Consider the following 17265-nt stretch of genomic DNA (forward strand, 5'->3'; position numbering starts at 1 on the left):
GGCTTTGACGTTGTACACGGTTCAGTACGTGTTTCACTGGCGAACCTGACTCACCACGAGTACGAGTTGATTGGCCGTGAAACCCGCAAAGTGCTTGACGAGTACTACAACAGCTTCGTAACTGCGACTCAAGCATAACGCTAGAAATAAACAGTCAACAAGCAAGCGCCCCCCAGCTTGCTCTAATATAAACCCCCAGCATATCCTGAGTGATGTTGGGGGTTTTCATATTATCCCCAAGATAATTTAATACCGTGTTCTTAAAAATTCTGACGTTAACTGCTCAAAAATTTTCGTCATCGCAACACCATATCCTTCCGCCAATAATGATGGTGACTTGTTTTCTATAGGAATGCGGCTTGTATACGTTTTCGAGAAAACCACTTCAGGACGGTAGTCGGTATTATCGACGAGGAAAAACTGTATCTCCATGACGGCCGTTGGCTGCTGGCCTTCTCGAAAGTCGCCAAACAACTTAGTAATCGTCACCTGTAATACTTGATTAGATGGGGTATGAACACTGGGCAAAGCGATAATATCGTAAAGGCCAGACTGCTGAAGCCAACTGGCAAGTTGGTTGGATACTATCGATTCAGGATCGCTAAGAAAACGATTGTAGTAGTCTTTTTCAAAACGCACATCGTTCAAACGATAGATCATTTGAGTATCATTGAAAGGCGGAACGCTTCTTACATGATCAATCCGTAATGTTTCTCCGATTCGAGCTGTCTTCACCACTGGTAAACGAGCGGTCATAGCATAGTTCGTCGGCTGGGGCATACTTTCACCCACACTACACCCTGCAACAATCGCAGCAAGAATAAATGCGGTAACCACAAATGAAAGGCTTTTTGCTACGTTCATATTAGTTTCCCCCATCAAGATTAATTTTTTCAGGTGCATTGCTGAAAATAATTGAGGACGGATTATTTTTGGTTGTGTCTGAAAACTCTTTCAAATTCTCAGCTGTGATAGTGAGGTTCTTGATCATCTGATACAAGTCATATTGATTGTCTGTCAGGATAGCATCGGAGCGTTTAATCAGGTCATCAAAATCAACCAGAATCTTGTTAATATCACCACCAGACGCCAACATCCGATTGATAGTGGCTGAGATATTCAGCAGCGACGATATCGCCTTTTTTATTTCTGGATCAGCAACAATATTGTTCAATTCTGAGCTCGCGACATTAACATTGCTGAATGTGTCATCGAGCTTGCTATCATTTATCAATTGATCAATATCGAGGATCATTTTGTTCGCATTCGCTAGCAGATCTACCGCCTCATCCGAAATCATCAAGGTATCAAGATCAACAATCTTCTTGTTTACATTTACCAATAAGCTATTGAGGTTATGTCCCAAATTAGCTATTTGAGCATCGTCAAGATTAGCCAGTAGGTTTTGGATCCCAGTTATGATTCTGCCCGTTGAGTTTTTAATAGATGGGATATATGCATATTCAGGTGTCCAGTTAAACGGCAAGTCATCCTTGGTTGAAATATCAATATAATCCAGAGATAGGTATTGCTGCCCCGTGATACCGGCTATTTGGGTTTGAGCTCTCAACCCCTTTCCTATCAGGACATCGAAATTCGTCTCCCAATCCCTGATAGCGCTTTCATCACCGGTTAATTCACTTCTAACGATGACATAGGACTTCCTCTGCTCGTGGGGCACATCATCTTCATACTCAGAGTTGGATAGCTCAATGCCCACCACCTCACCAAGGGAAATACCACGATAACGCACTGGAGAACCCACCTCCAAACCTGCAACAGAGGTATCAAAATACGTTTCAAAGGTTAGCTTGGGTTTATAGAAAGACTGCCCGCCCAAAATAAACAGCACACCAAAGAGCAAAATTAGCGTTATGACAACAAACAAACCAAGTCGAAAGTGTTTTTGAGAATCATCCATACTACTTACTCATTATCAATGATCTGATACTCGATTGAAAAACTGGCGGACCCGGGGATCTTCACTCGTATCCCGTAACACCATTGGCTCACCTTCAGCAATAATGCTTCTTGATTTTGGATCCAGCATTATCGCCCTATCTGCGACCGTAAAAATGCTTTGAAGCTCATGGGTTACAATGACGAACGTAAAACCAAGGTTATCCCTTAGCTGCAGAATCGTTTGATCTAAGTTTGCCGCTGTAATTGGGTCCAATCCAGCTGAAGGCTCGTCCAACATGATGATATCAGCCCCTAGCGCCATCGCCCTTGCTATTCCAGCCCTTTTCAACATCCCGCCAGACAATTCACTTGGCATGAACTGTTCTGAGTAACCCATTTCCACAAGGTCGAGCAATATTCTTGCCGTTAGGTTTTTTTCATCAATGCCAATATCAGTAAACTCATCGAGAGGGAAGCGGACGTTTTCCAATACAGTCAATGACCCGAACAACGCCCCACTCTGGTACATGACCCCAAGCTGGCGTTGAATAGAGTATTTTTCCAGCTTACTGGCATTCAAAATGCTTTGATTATTGATCAGAATGTTACCTGATTTCGGTGTATACAGGCCGATTAAGTGTTTCATTAAGCTAGATTTTCCACAACCAGAGCCACCAAGGATGACCAGTATCTCCCCATGCTTAACATTGAAACTGGCATCTTCTAACAGCACTTTCGAACCATAACCCATTTTCAAGTGCTGGACGCTGATGGCGTATTCCTCATCCTGCGTGCTTGTATGACGTTCAGTTTGGCTCTGTGACATGGTCAATTCCTAGTTAGTCAATACAGCAAAAAAGCCATCAATAACGACAATCCACACAATACTGCTCACAACGGCACTTGTTGCTGATAGCCCTACCGCAGATGAACCGACTCCGGTGCTTAACCCCCGCTCACAACCAATAGCTGCAATTATAAAGCCGAATGTCGTTGCTTTTATCAGCCCGATAATGAAATCCCAAGGAGCAAGGGAATGTAATAACTCTTGATAAAACTGAACAAACCCAATATCAAACTTCAACAGCACAATAGCACCACCAAATATCCCGATAACATCAGCCAAAACGGTCAGCAACGGTAAAACTACAACAGAGGCGAGTAGCCTAGGTAATACAAGAAAGTATATGGGGTTTATTCCAAATGTCTGAAGCGCATTGATTTCTTCATTGATTTTCTGCGTACCTATTTCAGCAGCAAAGGCTGCACCAGTTCTTCCTGCAAAAACAATCGCAGTCATAAGTGGGCCGAGTTCCCTGAACATAGATATACCGATACCGTCAGCAACAAAAATGACGGCACCGAATTGCTGAGCAACAAGCCCAATCTCGAAAGCAATGATCACCCCCATCAGAAAACCAATCAGAAGCACGATCGGGATAGCATTCGAGCCAGCCTGAGTGGCAATTAATAGTACTTCACCCCATCTCATTTTTTCCTTGCCAGCAATGCCTTTGACCATGGCGCGGATACACTCTAAGAGAAAGTGATACATCACACTGACATAAGTTAGATGATCATGAGTCGCCTTCCCTACACCTTCAATAAATGAAGATAATGTAGAAGGTCTCTCTGGCTTTTTTTTCGGCTGTATATTCTTATTCGGAATCAGTAATTCAAGGCTGGCACTCAGGTTGTTTATAGTAATATCGGCATTTTCATTACGTTGGCGATGACGAATATCATAAAGAAAAGCGATACCGGTATTGTCGATAAATATTAACTTTCCAGCATTAATTCTTATTTTTGATGTCGGATTCTCATTAATAATTTTATTTGTCGAATGCCATAGCTCAGCAACAGAGCTAGATGTTATTCTTTCGTCCAAGTCGACGTCAATGGTTGTGTTATTGCCAGATTCCATCGATTACGACGCTCCAACCCTACAGAAAAATAGTTTTAAAAGTATAGTGCTCACTGCTCTATTCGAGAGTAATCCCTGTCTCAGTTGCACGAATATTAACTTACCTTGGTATCCTCAAAAGGACTCGCAAAATAGCGTTACTACAACTCATTCATGGAGATTCACGAGAGACGCATCACATATGCCAGCGTCGTTAGAATCGCTGTAATAGAAGATGGTAATGCTGTAACTGAAGATACACTCAAGTGGTAACATATTGTCAGTTATGAAATCTCACATATCTTTATGTGAATTTAACCAAGTTTGTGAGGCAGATTATAGAAAACGGCTACTACGCCCCAATCAAGTGGCTAAAAGTAAACACTACCCAAGAATTTTCCGCTGTCATTTGCATGATCAGCCAAATACAAACCCCAGATAATCGATATAAATAATTTTGTAATAATGGCTGCGGTTAACAATTTTCAATTAATTTATTTGACCTAATTTTACTGGCACTAGTAATGTTAATTAAACACATAACAAAAAAGTAGGCGCTAATTGTGGATGGGAACACGCTTTTTCATTACACCTCAACGGACGGACTATTGGGCGTTATGCTCAACAAAGAGATATGGTTTACCGATTACCAGTTCTTGAACGACAAAGGTGAGTACAAAAAAGCGTTGCATGCTCTTACTGGACGACTCAGAGACTCGGAGTACACCACATGCAGTATGATATTAGAAATGTTCCTACATCAAATCGAAAACCAGCACTCCATGTGCGTCTGCTCTTTTTCCGGTACCAGTGATTCTCTGACTCAGTGGCGATTTTATGGTGATGATTGTCGAGGAAGCTGTATCGGTTTTAGGTCTGACGTTCTGAAGAACAACACCAGTGATAGCCCTTCACTATCTTCCTCTTCTCACTACTTTGGCGGTACGCTAATGCTCAGTGAAACATTCAAGTGCAGCTATGATCCGCTCCATCTCTATATTGATGAAACTCTTTCCCTATTCAAAGAGCTGTTTAATTACTTAAACGACATGGCTATGCCCAACCAACAAGAGCAGCAAAATGCCCTTGAAGCTTTGGCACCTCATTACAAATCCTCGCTTTTTTCCCTGCTCAAGGCCTTGTTTGCCTGGAAACATCATGACTTCATTAACGAAGATGAGTCACGTGCCATTGCACTGGTTCCACTTAGTGAACTGAGCTACCGGGTAAACCGAAACCTTATCACGCCATACTACAAGCGGACTCTGGAAGATGTCTTTTCAATGGAGTCTATCAAAGTCATCATTCTCGGGGCAAAATCAGATAAAAGAAACTCACTGGCTATCTCTAGCTTAACCTCACAGTACGGCGAGCAAGCCTTATTGTGGGGAGCCAACGCCAGAGAGCTCTCTGAAATCAGACCTGAAACTTATGAAGATGTCGGTCAATGCGCAAGACATAAGACGCAATATAATTAGCGAACTCTACTACCGGTCCTCGACAAAACTGGCCTAGAGAATACCCCAAGCTAAAATCGGTGATGTTAGTTACTAAAAAGAAACATAAAAGCTCACACAATGCCATTAAGTTCAGTATTGATTAATCATAATCGGCTGATAATAAGAACTTATTCCGTTCTATTAAGTAACACCATCACCTCTGCATGTTCGGTGTGAGGAAACATATCGAACCACTGTAGCCGCTTTACTTCATACTGATGTAAAGCTAACAGATCCTGTTTCAACGTCAGTGGATTACAGCTCGAATATATAATGTGCTTAGGCGCGAGTAACAATAGTTGCTCTATCAATACTAGCCCTAGCCCACGCCGTGGCGGGTTTACCAACACCAACTCTGGTGCGCTCCCCTGCTGTTGTGAAAAGCATGCAGAATCCAATGCATCAAATTCAAGGTTAGTGATCCCCAATTGCTTAGCGGAATACTTGGCGCTGGCAATTGCTTCAGGTTCAATTTCAATGCCGACAACCTGTTTCGCTTCATTGGCACAGTGCAGCGCAAAACCGCCTACCCCACAGAACAAATCCCACATCGTGATTGGTGATAGCTCCTTTACCCAGTCACGTGCGGTGGCATATAGTTTCTCTGCTACCTTGGGATTAGTTTGGAAAAAGCTCTTCGGCCTAATCACCAATGGAACGCCATTGAGCAGCTCGACCAAATGTTGAGTCTCGGTCAGGAAGAGCTCTTCTTCTCCTTCCAAGCGAGCCATATGAATAGGTTGTAGATTCACCGAGACGACTTTTACTTGAGGGCAATCAGCAAGCAACTTCGCAAGGTTGGCCTCTATTCGGCCTAGTGCATCTCGGCTTCTCAACACAAGCCGTAACATGTACTCACCTCGGGACTCGGATCGAGTGAGTAAGATGTATTTCAGCTCACCTTTCTTTTTCGATTTGTTGTATGGAGGGATCCCTGCAATGCTGACCCAACGTTGCAAATAAACCAGCAACGCCTGCATGTCATCAGGATATAACGGACAATCACATAAGCTTACAGGTTGCTTACCACAGCCCTCAATACCAATCACAGGCGCATGTGCCGCCCCCAACACCACCATTTTAGCCTTATTTCTAAAACCTGTTTCATCACTACGCACTGCAGAAAGCCAAGACTTAGGCATTGTCGATAAAAACAATTTTTTTAGCTTTTCATCTTTAAGCTGAACTTGCTGGGAGTAAGGCACATCAGAATAGACACAAGAACGACAGCGCTGCTGATCATAGTAAGAACATTGCATGGAGGTACGACGATTAAAGAAAAGCGCTAGTCTATTCCTTTATTTGAAAAGCACCATTTAGGTTGTTGCTGCAGAAGATAAGCCATTTTTATGATACTGCTGGTATTTTCAACATCTATTTTCTGTCCCCCAAATATCAATGCTAGCTCAAAGAAACCAAGTCATGATTTTGCTAGCTTAGCGCAAACTCGAATTATCCAGCACTATCATGAAACTCAGCCAACTTAATGCCTTTAAAGCAACCATTGAATGCCAAACAGTTACCGCTGCAGCCGAACGCCTTCATCTCAGTCAACCAGCCGTAAGCCGATTACTATCAAGTTTAGAAACGCGGCTAGGATTTAAATTGTTTATTCGCAAAGGTAACCGTCTTGAACTCAGCGATGAAGGCCAGGCGTTTTATTTGGAAGTCGCCAAAGTATTCGACGCTGTGTCAGGTTTGGATCAAGTGGCTCATTCTATTCGTTCAAGCCACTTTGGCAGCCTTAATATTGCGGCAATGCCCCTACTCTCCAATGCTTTTTTACCTCGAGTCGTCGCGACCTTTCTAACTCAGACATCAAAATTAAAACTGGGATTCAAAACCTACCGTTCAGAAGAGGTTGTACGTCGGGTACAGAGCCAAACCGCCGATATCGGGTTTGCTTTTGTCGATGACATCGTAGCGGGAGTGAAAGCCCAGCGAGTCGAGTGTGAGTGTGTATGCTTAGTTCCGGCTAACTCACCACTTGCAAAACGAACCGTCATCGACATCTATGATATTGCTGATCAAGTATTGATCCGCCATGAAAAAGACGCCACCCAGCGTCAGATAGATGCGTTACTAAGGCGTTACAACCTTTCCACCATTGAGCATATAGAAGTGTCACTCGCCAGCACGGCGGCAGCTCTCGTAAAAGAAGGAATTGGCATTGCGATCACCGACCCGTTTACCGCTGTGATTGAAAGCGAGCACCCACACGTTGTCATGCGCCCGCTTGTCTTTAACCTATCATTTGAATTCGACATTCTTTACCCTGCGCTAAAACCCATCCATCGCCATGCTGAACACTTCATCGAACAATTTATGCTGTTAGCCGACTCTCTTGATGTGCAGTTGAAAATAGGTCCTATGAGAGATATTGATGAGTAGCACATCACACTTAGAATCGATATGATCCACAGAGACAAAGCATAATTAATACATATAGAATCAAACACTTAATTGCATGGTTATTTTGTAGCATTACTTTTTTGCATGGCTGTTTGTTCCTTTGGCATTGGCGATAAAACACGATTTTTCCTTACTGTAGCCAAAACAACGACACACATTAAAAGGAATAATCATGACAAATCGTGTCTCTATCATTGGCTCAGGGAATGCCGGATTAACTGCGGCCTATCACTTTACCAAACAAGGTGCTGACGTTTGTCTTTATGGCAGCCCGGGCTTTGATCAGCCCCTGCAAGATATTGAACAACGTGGTGGCATTGAAGCCCTGAGCCACTTCAATGACGTGGAACTCACTTTCGCTGGATTTCACCCCATCGATAAGCTCAGCCGAGATCTGAAAGAAACCCTTGCTTATGCCGATATTGTCGTGCTTCCGGTTCCTTCTTTCGCCCAAGAGCCTTTATTCATCGAGATGTTACCCCACCTTCGTGACGGTCAAGTCATCATGCTGATGCCAGGGAATTACGGCTCACTGGTACTTAACAGAATCAAACACGAACAAGGTTATGCTGAACTTGATATTACCTTTGTCGATGCCATTTCTATCCCTTGGGCCACCCGTATTGTCGGGCCTGCTCAGCTAGCGATATTGGGTATGAAAGAATTCCTTCCTGTGGCTGCTTTCCCAGCCAAGCATACCCAGATGGCTATCGAGGCCCTTCAGGTGGTGATGCCACTTCCTCTTACCGCATTGAATAATGTAATTGAAGCGGGGTTAGAGAATATTAACTTCGGTGGTCACCCTCTGCTCACGACACTGAATATGGGACTACTGGAAAACTTCGATGGCCAATTCAACTACTACAAGGACTGTTGCTCTGTATCAACGGCCAAAGCTGCTGCAGTAATGGAAAGTGAGCGTCTGGCAATAGGCAAACAGCTTAACCTATCGCTAAAACCGGAATTGGATGCCATGAATGCCCTTTACAACATGGATTGCAAAACCGTTTATGACGTCAACCGCACCTCCGAAACTCACGGAAAACTCAATAGCGCGCCAAACTCAGCCGGTAATCGCTATATCACAGAAGATGCCGCTTACTTACTGGTACCTTGCTATGAACTTGGCCAACTTACTGGCATAGAAACGCCAATGATCACGGCATGCCTGCACATTGATAATGCCTATAACGATACCGACTATTTCACCGCAGGTAGAACATTGAAAAAAATGGGGCTTGATAACCTTTCAGCCCACGAAATTATGGACTTTGTAGCGTAAGCCAAGCGCAATAGACAAATATGGGGCCATAGGCCCCATAAAAGGACTAAATAATGAGTAAATTTAAATTTCCCTCGGCCTATACAATCTTAATGCTGCTAACAGTGTTTATGGCGCTACTCACCTGGATGATCCCTGCGGGTCAATACCAGATGGAGCTCAATGAAACTCTGGGTAAATTGGTTCCCGTGGTCGGCTCATACCAAACTGTAGAGGCAAACCCTCAAGGTATCGTTGATATCTTAATGGCCCCTATTCAAGGTTTTTACGATCCGTCAGAGTATGTTGCTCGGGCCGTTGATGTTGCTTTATTCGTGTTAGTTATCGGTGGCTTTCTGGCTGTCGTCACTGAAACTGGCGCAATTGATGCGGGTATCGCAGGTACAATGAAGCGTCTTGCCGGCCGCGAAAAATGGATGATCCCAATCCTGATGGGACTATTTGCATTGGGTGGTACCGTTTATGGCATGGCTGAAGAAACGATCCCCTTCTACGCCTTGCTTATCCCTGTCATGATAGCTGCAGGCTATGACAGTATTGTTGGTGTCGCCATTATCATGGTGGGTGCAGGCATCGGTTGCCTAGGCTCGACTATTAACCCTTTTGCCACCGTTATCGCTTCCAATGCTGCCGAAATAAACTTTATGGAAGGATTTGCCCTTCGCGCGGTGATCCTCATCCTTGGTTGGCTACTGTGTGTATTTTATGTCATGCGCTACGCTGAGCGGGTTAAGCAAGACCCTTCTCGTTCCATTGTTGCCCACCAGCATGACGATAACCTTAACCATTTTCTTCATGGCAAACAAAAAGAAACCCCCGAGCTAACCAATACGCGCAAATCAGTATTAGCTATTTTCGCTATGACCTTTGTTGTCATGATGTGGGGCGTATCCGTCGCGGGTTGGTGGATGGCCGAACTATCTGCCCTGTTTATTGGCTCAAGTATCCTGGTCGGCTTTGTTGGTCGTTTATCTGAAGTGGAAATCACCGACAGTTTTGTTAATGGTGCAAGAGACCTACTTGGGGTTGCCCTAATCATTGCCATAGCCCGCGGCTTAGTCGTCGTTATGGATAACGGCAATATCACGCACACCATCCTTAATTATGCCGAAGGCTTGCTGGGTGGGTTGCATGAAGTGGCCTTCATCAATGCCATCTACTGGGTTGAGGCGGTGCTGTGTCTTGTGGTGCCTTCATCATCCGGTCTTGCCGTACTTTCAATGCCAGTATTAGCACCGCTCGCTGATTTTGCTGGAGTCAGCCGAGAATTAGTCGTTACCGCTTTCCAATCTGCATCAGGGCTTCCTAACCTTGTCACTCCCACTTCTGGTGTTGTGATGGGTGGTCTTGCCATCGGCCGTGTTGCCTACTCTTCTTGGTTACGTTTCATTGGCCCGCTGATTGGCATACTGACAGTGATGATTATGATGCTACTTAGTGTTGGGGTGATTATCGCCTAAGGGTCAGATATTCTATTTAAACAGAATCTAAGCCTCTTCATGACATCTTTGAGTCATGTTGAGGCTTAGTCACTGCTATATCTCTTGAGCAATGCGAACTGATTAAGTAATGCCGACTGGTCGAAAATAGAATCAAAAAAACAAACATCTACCAAACGATGATAGCTGACATTAATTATGGGCAGAATAATCCATAATCATTGGAGCTTTTTACTCTTTTTCGTAACGATTTGGTGCTTCATTATACGGCTATCAAAACAAATGGTTCGAGGACATCATGAAAGCAGTCGGTTATCAGCGCAATCTTCCTATTAAAGACGAAGCGTCTCTTCAAGACATCACACTGGAAGCCCCAACAGCTACCGGCCATGACTTGCTAGTAGAGGTTCAAGCCATTTCAGTTAACCCTGCTGATTATAAGGTTCGCCAAGGTGTACCGGCAGAAAACGGGGGCTGGAAAGTCCTAGGCTGGGATGCCACTGGTGTCGTGAAGGCTGTAGGCGAAAAGGTCACCCTATTCAAGCCCGGTGACAAAGTATGGTATGCAGGCGATATTTCCCGATCTGGCAGTTACGCCGAAATGCAACTGGTCGATGAGCGTATCGTGGGAAAAATGCCTCAATCCCTTTCTTTTGCTGATGCCGCAGCTTTACCGCTGACCTCTATCACGGCCTGGGAGCTGTTGTTTGACCGCTTAAAAGTCGACAAAACGGCAACGGACAAACGTATCTTGGTCATTGGTGCCGCCGGCGGTGTTGGTTCAATTATGGTGCAGTTAATCAAACAACTCACCAACCTGGAGTTGATTGCAACCGCTTCTCGTCCCGAGACAATTGATTGGCTCAAAGACCTGGGCGCAGACCATATCATCAACCACCGTAACCCGTTGGGTGTCGAGTTTGAAGAGCATGGGTTACCAGAGGTCGATTATGTCGTTAGCCTTAACAATACTGAGCAACACCTAGGCGAGATTGTTAAAGTGATCAAGCCTCAGGGGCAATTTGCACTGATTGATGATCCTGAATCATTGGATATCGTCCCATTCAAGACGAAATGTATCTCTATCCACTGGGAGTTGATGTTTACCCGTTCGCTATTCCAAACACCGGACATGCAAGCGCAGCATGACTTGTTGAATGAAGTCTCAAGCATGATTGATAAAGCTGAAATCAAAACCACTGTTGGTGATCACTTCGGCCAAATCAATGCAGTCAACCTGCGCAAAGCCCATGAGTTTTTAGAAACAGGTAAAGCGAAAGGCAAAATTGTTCTTGAAGGGTTTTAAATAATTAACCCACAATAATTACAGATGACTTAACGGGCGATCACAGTGTAATGAGTTCGCCCGTTTTGATCTTACTCCTTATCGATATGCATAAGTTACTTGTAGTTCCCCGTAGCATACGATGCGTTAATCAGTTTCCAACCCCACCAGTGTTTGTCACCTCGGTTTTGGGTGTTAATGGTGGCCACTGCTCAAATGTAGCCAAATGCTGCTCAATAGATGCCTGTGCCGGACCAAATGCCCACATTTTCTGACCCATCCATTTTAGATACATTCCTGATTCTTCAGCAGCCCGTTCATAGGGATCACGACGTAAATTAAACAGCAGTGGCGCGTTCAACTCTTCTTTAGGTCCACTCCAACCATGGTTTTGCACAACAAAGTGGGCTTTCCAATCACCTACTCTCACAGCTTGCAGTTTATCTCTTTCATAGTAAAAGATTTCATTGCGATTCGACTGGCCGTCTTTCATCAACATCTCCAATTGATTGTAACCATCGAGATGTGCCTTGAAGCCATCATAACCGTCCAGCATTTTATCCTTTAGATCAGCAGGGCCACCCGCTGCTGCGACCAATGTAGGTAACCAATCCATTCCGTCAAAAATACCGTTATTCACAGAGCCTGCCGAAATCTTACCCGGCCAACTGACAAGTGCAGGAGCACGAACACCCCCTTCCCACGTAGTCCCTTTTTCGCCATGAAATGGTGTCATCCCGCCATCCGGCCATGTCATTATTTCCGGCCCGTTATCAGCGGTGAAAATCACAATGGTATTATCAGCCACTCCCAACTCTTCCAATTTTGAGAGCATCTGCCCCACATGATCATCCAGATCTTTCATCACAACTTCTTGTAAGCCCCAACCATTCTGCCCAAGCATTGCTTCATACTCTGGTGACAAGTGTGTCCACACATGCCCTCTTGATGGACAGTACCAAGTAAAAAATGGTTTTTCTGCTTTCACTGCTCGTTCAATAAAATCCATCGCATGTTTATTAACTTCGTCATCTAGTGTACGCATCCGTTCTATCGATATTGGTCCATCATCCTCTATCGACTGACTACCATTACCATCAGACTTAGCGTAAATTACATTACGCGGTGCAAACTTCTTAAAATCAGGATCTTGCGGCCAGTCTGGATCTTCTGTGTATTCCATAGCATTCAAATGGTATAGCCAGCCCCAATATTCATCGAAGCCATGCATCGTTGGCAGGAACTCATCACGATCACCAAGATGGTTTTTACCGAACTGACCCGTCACGTAACCCATTGTTTTCAATATTTCAGGCAAGGTTGGAGTATCAGCATTCAACCCAACAGCCCCTCCTGGCAGCCCGACGGTGTGCATACCTGTTCTTACGGGAAGCTGACCCGTTAAAAAAGCTGAACGCCCGGCAGTACATGATGGCTGGGCATAATAGTCGGTAAGCATCATTCCGTTTTCGGCAATACTGTCAATATTGGGGGTTTGGCTACTCATCACACCGTTGTGATACTGGCTCACATTTGAAATCCCAATATCATCGGTAAATATTACAAAAATATTGGGTTTATCTTGCGAAGAATAAGCTGAAGATGTCCAGCCACTTAATATAAACAACACGAACAAAAACATTGTTTCTTTCATAAATAGCCCCTTATGCAGTTTCCACTCTTTCTTTTTTAATCATTTTCAAGCCAATAACGCCAAATCCCAACTCCAAGACCAGATAAATGACCAGTAACCAATGTGGGATTCCATCAACAATAAGGCTGAGGGCCCGCCCGGCTGCTAAACCAAGCATAAAAACAACTAAACTATATAATGCATGGAGTTTGTATTTTTTGGTAAAAGCACCCAACAGCCAAAACATAACTAGCGCTAAGTACAACCCCATAACCGCACGAAAAATATGAGAAATATTGGTAGGGGTCGCATCAATACTGAAAAGATATTGAAGGGACATAACCGGATTGAAGCCATATGAGAGCGCGATAGGCATCAGGCCGCATGCAGCAACAATCAAAAATAAACTTTGTGGTTTCATGAAGTTCCCATCTTGATTGGACAGTTTTTAAAGCATAGACGATAAAGCCAGATACCAGCACAATTGCATATTTTATTATTTTTGATAACTAGTTGTAATAATTAAAATATGATAATTAATGTCATAATGTGGCGGGTGATATACAAGTTTTCTCCTGCAAAATGATAGAATTCGTCTAGCATGTAATATTATTATAAATGCAAAAAACTTGGAGCCGCTAATGGATAAACGGAATTACCTTCCCTTAATTTTCTTTCCGGCAGTCTTTCCTATTATGGCAAATGCCTCATCAACACCCAGAGAATCTAGCTGGCAGCATAGTTTTGAACTCTATGCCATGGGGCTCAATATTCGCGGCGACAGCACCATAAAAAACTTTTCTACCGATGTCGATATTGATCCAGGCTTTATTATGGATCACATAGATATCGGGGCTATGTTGAGACTTGAAGGCATATATAATAATCAATGGGGTTATTATATTGATTATAGTTTCATGGAACTAAGTGGTTACTCAGATGCCGTTCTGGACAAAGATTTAAACCTACTCCGTGGCAATTTAGATATCCGGCAAGGCGTATTAGAAGCAAAAGGCTTCAAACGCTACCTGTACGACTTCGGTTCAATTGACTATTTGTTTGGTATTCGTTGGTGGGATAATGATATTGATGCCAAACTTTATACTGATGGCCCTAAGGTAGATATTAACAAGTCTCTTGATGAAGATTGGGTCGACTATCTTGTCGGAGTCAGATGGATGAAACAACTCACCCCATTCTGGCACTTCCATGCCAGTATCGATGCAGGGCTCAGTAGTGACACTGACTTTACAAGCGCACTACTCACAGGAGTTCGTTATCAAATAAACCATTGGTCAAATATCCATTTCGCTTATAAGTCAACGTGGGTTGACTACGACAACGGAGATACTTTTAAATACAATACAGCTACGCAGGGTTTTCTTATCGGCTGGGCGGTTCAGTTTTAATGTTATTTCAGACTTGTGCGTAAACGCCTCATTTAAATATGAGGCTAGATCTAATACAGCTGCCAATATTGTAGCTTGATCCTTTCAACAAATATCCGCAGCTCAGTCTTCCACAACAAAATCTAAAGCACTCAGCCCCCTCTTATCCCAACCTGTGACTATGCATGTCAATGGCATCAGTCACCGATATAAACACGCATAGTTTGGCACGTGGCTAACCCAGCGCGGTGGATCACCGATATCATCCTGAAAGGCTTGAATGAACTCACGGACCAGCGGAGTTTGTTTGCGGTGCGGGTAAACAGCGTAGACGGCCTTATCTTTACTAGGCAGCACATAGTCAGTCAACAGCGTAACAATCCCCTGCTCCTCGATATTTTGATTTAGATTGTAAAGGTCGATCACCGCATAACCTAACCCATCCCTGACACCCGCCACCATCATACGAACATCACTGACTTTATAGTTTCCTTTCATTTTGTAACTTTTAAAATTGTCACCGTGTGGTACATCACTCAGCCACATCTGATCCAATGTGGTATCAGCATTGCTATAAATGACAGCAGGCAGTTCAGCGAGCTCTTCCGGTGTCGTTGGTTTACCGTGCTTTTTAATATAGGCTTTGGAGGCAATCACGGCAAAATGGGTATTGGCTATTTTCTTAGCGATCAAGTTGGATTCTTCTAGCTTGCCTATACGGAACGCTAAGTCATAGTGGTCGGCAATAATATCAGCCTTCTTATCATCCAGCGACAACGTCACTTTGACATCCGGGTACTTCTGCATAAAATTGGAAATCACCGGCTGAAGATATTCCTGTCCGAGGAAAACCGGGGAGGTAATTCGAATGACCCCTTTCGGTTCTGATTGATATGAGTCTGCAATACTCTGAATGTGATTGAGGGTATCTACCAGCAATTGCGCCTGCTCGAGAATTTCTTCACCTGCCGGAGTTAACGCGAATGAGCGGGTCGAGCGGTTAAGTAGCTGTACCCCTAATGTCGCCTCCAGTTTTTTGATCTGTTTAGACAGGGATGAATTGTCCATATCATGAAGGGCTGCCGCTTTGGCAAATGAACCTTGCTGAACTACATCTAAAAATAACGACAATTGATTAGTGACAGACATTCAGACCTCGAAATAAAAGCACAAGCCAGACTCTTGTCTGGCTTGTGTCCTTGACCCTATAAAAACGTCAATGTCTTTTGTTCAAAGTTCGCCAAGGATGGGAATAGTGTTGTTAGATCATCATTATAGCCAAACCACCTTGCAAGTGTCGCGTTTACCTGATCCGCAGCGATCTCAGGGATCAGGCGGCCATTGTTATAATCATATTCACTGCCCGGTGTTAAATCAGGCCAGTGGCCATATGCTTTGCCACCGTTGACTGCACCACCCATAACAAGTTGGTGCCCAGCCCAACCGTGGTCAGTACCAGTATCATTTGGCATCAATCGCCGGCCAAAGTCAGACATCGTAAAAGTGGTGATCTTATCTGACATATTCATGCCATTTATTTCATCGTAAAACTCCGCCATTGCATCTGCGACTTGCCCCAGCAAGGCCGTATGCGCATTCTTTTGGTTGTGGTGAGTATCAAAGCCCCCCAGACCAACAAAATAGATTTGGCGGTGATGGCCCATATCCGCATGTTGCTTGATCAGTTTTGCGGTCGTATGCAGTTGCTCAGCCAGAGACGTGCGCTCAACCCCATCATCTTCTTCACCCAGTAATTCAATCATTCTGTCATTTTGTAGAAAGCGACTCTTCATCACATCTGTAAAATTATCTTTGAACAAGTTGCCAAATTCCTGAGCAAAATGGTACTGCATGGCTTCAAGTCGCTCTGGCTGATCCAAGCCATTATATTTTTTCGGTCCAGCTCCCGGAATCACTAATTGTTCGTACACATCATTACGTAGCCATTTTTGCTCACCATTCAGTGACATCATCGGGGACAGGTCATTAGACAGGTAAACACTGCTCACCATACGCCCCGCCCAGCCAAGTTTATCCTCCATATTGAGGCTACCTGATTGCCACATGGTTTGCTGAAGATTATGTGCCATTAGAAAGTCTGGATAAACAAATGGGCCTTGCTGACCTATGATCGGTTCTACCAGTTGTCCTGAGTTCACAATGACCGTTGCATCTTGATTTGCAAAGACTGGCTTTAAACTCTCCATCGCAGGGTGCAAACCTAGACTAACTTCAGAAGTATTCGCCCCCGCCTCTGACTTGATATTGATATCTACAAGTTCATTTTGATTTATTGCTAAACTTGGCCTTGCTTGGCGATAGCGTTCGTAATGATGATTATCGACTGGAACCACCATGTTATACGCATCATTACCGCCAAATAGGAACACACATACCAACGCTTTAAACCCGTCATCACCAGCTACCGCCTGATGGCTAAGCGCTAAACCCGGAACAGTAGAGAGAGCACTAAGTGCTGTAGAGCTTTTTAAAAAGTTGCGTCGTGACATTTTCATGGTTTA

15 protein-coding genes are annotated in these 17265 nt (G+C 44.1%); 6 read left to right on the forward strand and 9 right to left on the reverse strand.

Annotated elements, in window-relative coordinates; genetic code table 11:
- Positions 1-246: 246 nt before the first annotated feature.
- The 4 genes from ACVA58_RS00005 to ACVA58_RS00020 are packed head-to-tail and all read right to left on the reverse strand — an operon-like array spanning position 247 to position 3826.
- Entirely contained in the window at positions 247-864 is a 618-nt protein-coding gene (locus ACVA58_RS00005; RefSeq protein ID WP_446508438.1) for an ABC-type transport auxiliary lipoprotein family protein, read from the reverse strand.
- Position 865: 1 nt separating this feature from the next.
- Positions 866-1921: an MlaD family protein gene (locus ACVA58_RS00010; protein ID WP_446508439.1), complete on the reverse strand. Its 1056-nt coding sequence runs from the start codon at positions 1919-1921 to the stop codon at positions 866-868.
- Positions 1922-1936: 15 nt separating this feature from the next.
- Positions 1937-2728, reverse strand: coding sequence for an ABC transporter ATP-binding protein (locus ACVA58_RS00015; RefSeq protein WP_446508440.1), 792 nt, complete (start codon positions 2726-2728; stop codon positions 1937-1939).
- 9 nt (positions 2729-2737) lie between these two features.
- Positions 2738-3826 carry an MlaE family ABC transporter permease gene (locus ACVA58_RS00020; RefSeq protein WP_446508441.1) on the reverse strand — a complete coding sequence of 363 codons (1089 nt, stop codon included), beginning with the start codon at positions 3824-3826 and terminating at the stop codon, positions 2738-2740.
- 542 nt (positions 3827-4368) lie between these two features.
- Here ACVA58_RS00020 and ACVA58_RS00025 point away from each other — a divergent pair.
- Positions 4369-5283: a DUF2971 domain-containing protein gene (locus ACVA58_RS00025; protein ID WP_446508442.1), complete on the forward strand. Its 915-nt coding sequence runs from the start codon at positions 4369-4371 to the stop codon at positions 5281-5283.
- 149 nt (positions 5284-5432) lie between these two features.
- On the opposite strand, the gene rlmC is transcribed toward ACVA58_RS00025, so the two are convergent.
- Positions 5433-6563 carry a 23S rRNA (uracil(747)-C(5))-methyltransferase RlmC gene (gene rlmC, locus ACVA58_RS00030; RefSeq protein WP_446508443.1) on the reverse strand — a complete coding sequence of 377 codons (1131 nt, stop codon included), beginning with the start codon at positions 6561-6563 and terminating at the stop codon, positions 5433-5435.
- A 208-nt stretch (positions 6564-6771) separates the two neighbouring features.
- Between rlmC and ACVA58_RS00035 the strand changes: the two genes are divergently transcribed.
- The 4 genes from ACVA58_RS00035 to ACVA58_RS00050 all read left to right on the forward strand — a co-directional run bounded on the left by ACVA58_RS00035 (position 6772) and on the right by ACVA58_RS00050 (position 11743).
- Positions 6772-7695, forward strand: a complete 924-nt coding sequence (locus ACVA58_RS00035; protein ID WP_446508444.1) for a LysR family transcriptional regulator — start codon at positions 6772-6774, stop codon at positions 7693-7695.
- Between the two features lie 193 nt (positions 7696-7888).
- Positions 7889-8998, forward strand: coding sequence for an NAD/NADP octopine/nopaline dehydrogenase family protein (locus ACVA58_RS00040; protein WP_446508445.1), 1110 nt, complete (start codon positions 7889-7891; stop codon positions 8996-8998).
- Positions 8999-9051: 53 nt separating this feature from the next.
- Complete coding sequence (locus ACVA58_RS00045; RefSeq protein ID WP_446508446.1) at positions 9052-10458, forward strand: YfcC family protein; 1407 nt, start codon at positions 9052-9054, stop codon at positions 10456-10458.
- Between the two features lie 277 nt (positions 10459-10735).
- A complete protein-coding gene (locus ACVA58_RS00050; protein ID WP_446508447.1) occupies positions 10736-11743 on the forward strand; it encodes a zinc-binding alcohol dehydrogenase family protein in 1008 nt (335 codons plus the stop codon).
- A gap of 130 nt (positions 11744-11873) precedes the next feature.
- Here the strand turns inward: ACVA58_RS00050 and ACVA58_RS00055 are convergent, their stop codons facing one another.
- On the reverse strand, positions 11874-13376 hold the full coding sequence (locus ACVA58_RS00055; protein ID WP_446508448.1) for an arylsulfatase: 1503 nt from the start codon (positions 13374-13376) through the stop codon (positions 11874-11876).
- A 10-nt stretch (positions 13377-13386) separates the two neighbouring features.
- Positions 13387-13776, reverse strand: a complete 390-nt coding sequence (locus ACVA58_RS00060; protein ID WP_446508449.1) for a DUF4345 domain-containing protein — start codon at positions 13774-13776, stop codon at positions 13387-13389.
- A gap of 220 nt (positions 13777-13996) precedes the next feature.
- Here ACVA58_RS00060 and ACVA58_RS00065 point away from each other — a divergent pair, with 220 nt between their 5' ends.
- Positions 13997-14764, forward strand: a complete 768-nt coding sequence (locus ACVA58_RS00065; protein WP_446508450.1) for a hypothetical protein — start codon at positions 13997-13999, stop codon at positions 14762-14764.
- Between the two features lie 180 nt (positions 14765-14944).
- On the opposite strand, the gene ACVA58_RS00070 is transcribed toward ACVA58_RS00065, so the two are convergent.
- Together ACVA58_RS00070 and ACVA58_RS00075 are read right to left on the reverse strand one after the other, a co-directional pair.
- Positions 14945-15892: a LysR family transcriptional regulator gene (locus ACVA58_RS00070; RefSeq protein WP_446508451.1), complete on the reverse strand. Its 948-nt coding sequence runs from the start codon at positions 15890-15892 to the stop codon at positions 14945-14947.
- 56 nt (positions 15893-15948) lie between these two features.
- Positions 15949-17259, reverse strand: coding sequence for a DUF1501 domain-containing protein (locus tag ACVA58_RS00075; RefSeq protein WP_446508452.1), 1311 nt, complete (start codon positions 17257-17259; stop codon positions 15949-15951).
- Positions 17260-17265 lie beyond the last annotated feature (6 nt).

It is taken from the genome of Photobacterium sp. DNB22_13_2 (assembly GCF_052873915.1).

Coding starts and splice junctions, on each gene's coding strand:
- ACVA58_RS00035 (WP_446508444.1), top strand. CDS start 6,772: ATGAAACTCAGCCAACTTAATGCCTTTAAAGCAACCATTGAATGCCAA.
- ACVA58_RS00045 (WP_446508446.1), top strand. CDS start 9,052: ATGAGTAAATTTAAATTTCCCTCGGCCTATACAATCTTAATGCTGCTA.
- ACVA58_RS00040 (WP_446508445.1), top strand. CDS start 7,889: ATGACAAATCGTGTCTCTATCATTGGCTCAGGGAATGCCGGATTAACT.
- ACVA58_RS00005 (WP_446508438.1), bottom strand. CDS start 864: ATGAACGTAGCAAAAAGCCTTTCATTTGTGGTTACCGCATTTATTCTT.
- ACVA58_RS00010 (WP_446508439.1), bottom strand. CDS start 1,921: ATGGATGATTCTCAAAAACACTTTCGACTTGGTTTGTTTGTTGTCATA.
- ACVA58_RS00065 (WP_446508450.1), top strand. CDS start 13,997: ATGGATAAACGGAATTACCTTCCCTTAATTTTCTTTCCGGCAGTCTTT.
- rlmC (WP_446508443.1), bottom strand. CDS start 6,563: ATGCAATGTTCTTACTATGATCAGCAGCGCTGTCGTTCTTGTGTCTAT.
- ACVA58_RS00015 (WP_446508440.1), bottom strand. CDS start 2,728: ATGTCACAGAGCCAAACTGAACGTCATACAAGCACGCAGGATGAGGAA.
- ACVA58_RS00050 (WP_446508447.1), top strand. CDS start 10,736: ATGAAAGCAGTCGGTTATCAGCGCAATCTTCCTATTAAAGACGAAGCG.
- ACVA58_RS00020 (WP_446508441.1), bottom strand. CDS start 3,826: ATGGAATCTGGCAATAACACAACCATTGACGTCGACTTGGACGAAAGA.
- ACVA58_RS00055 (WP_446508448.1), bottom strand. CDS start 13,376: ATGAAAGAAACAATGTTTTTGTTCGTGTTGTTTATATTAAGTGGCTGG.
- ACVA58_RS00060 (WP_446508449.1), bottom strand. CDS start 13,776: ATGAAACCACAAAGTTTATTTTTGATTGTTGCTGCATGCGGCCTGATG.
- ACVA58_RS00075 (WP_446508452.1), bottom strand. CDS start 17,259: ATGAAAATGTCACGACGCAACTTTTTAAAAAGCTCTACAGCACTTAGT.
- ACVA58_RS00070 (WP_446508451.1), bottom strand. CDS start 15,892: ATGTCTGTCACTAATCAATTGTCGTTATTTTTAGATGTAGTTCAGCAA.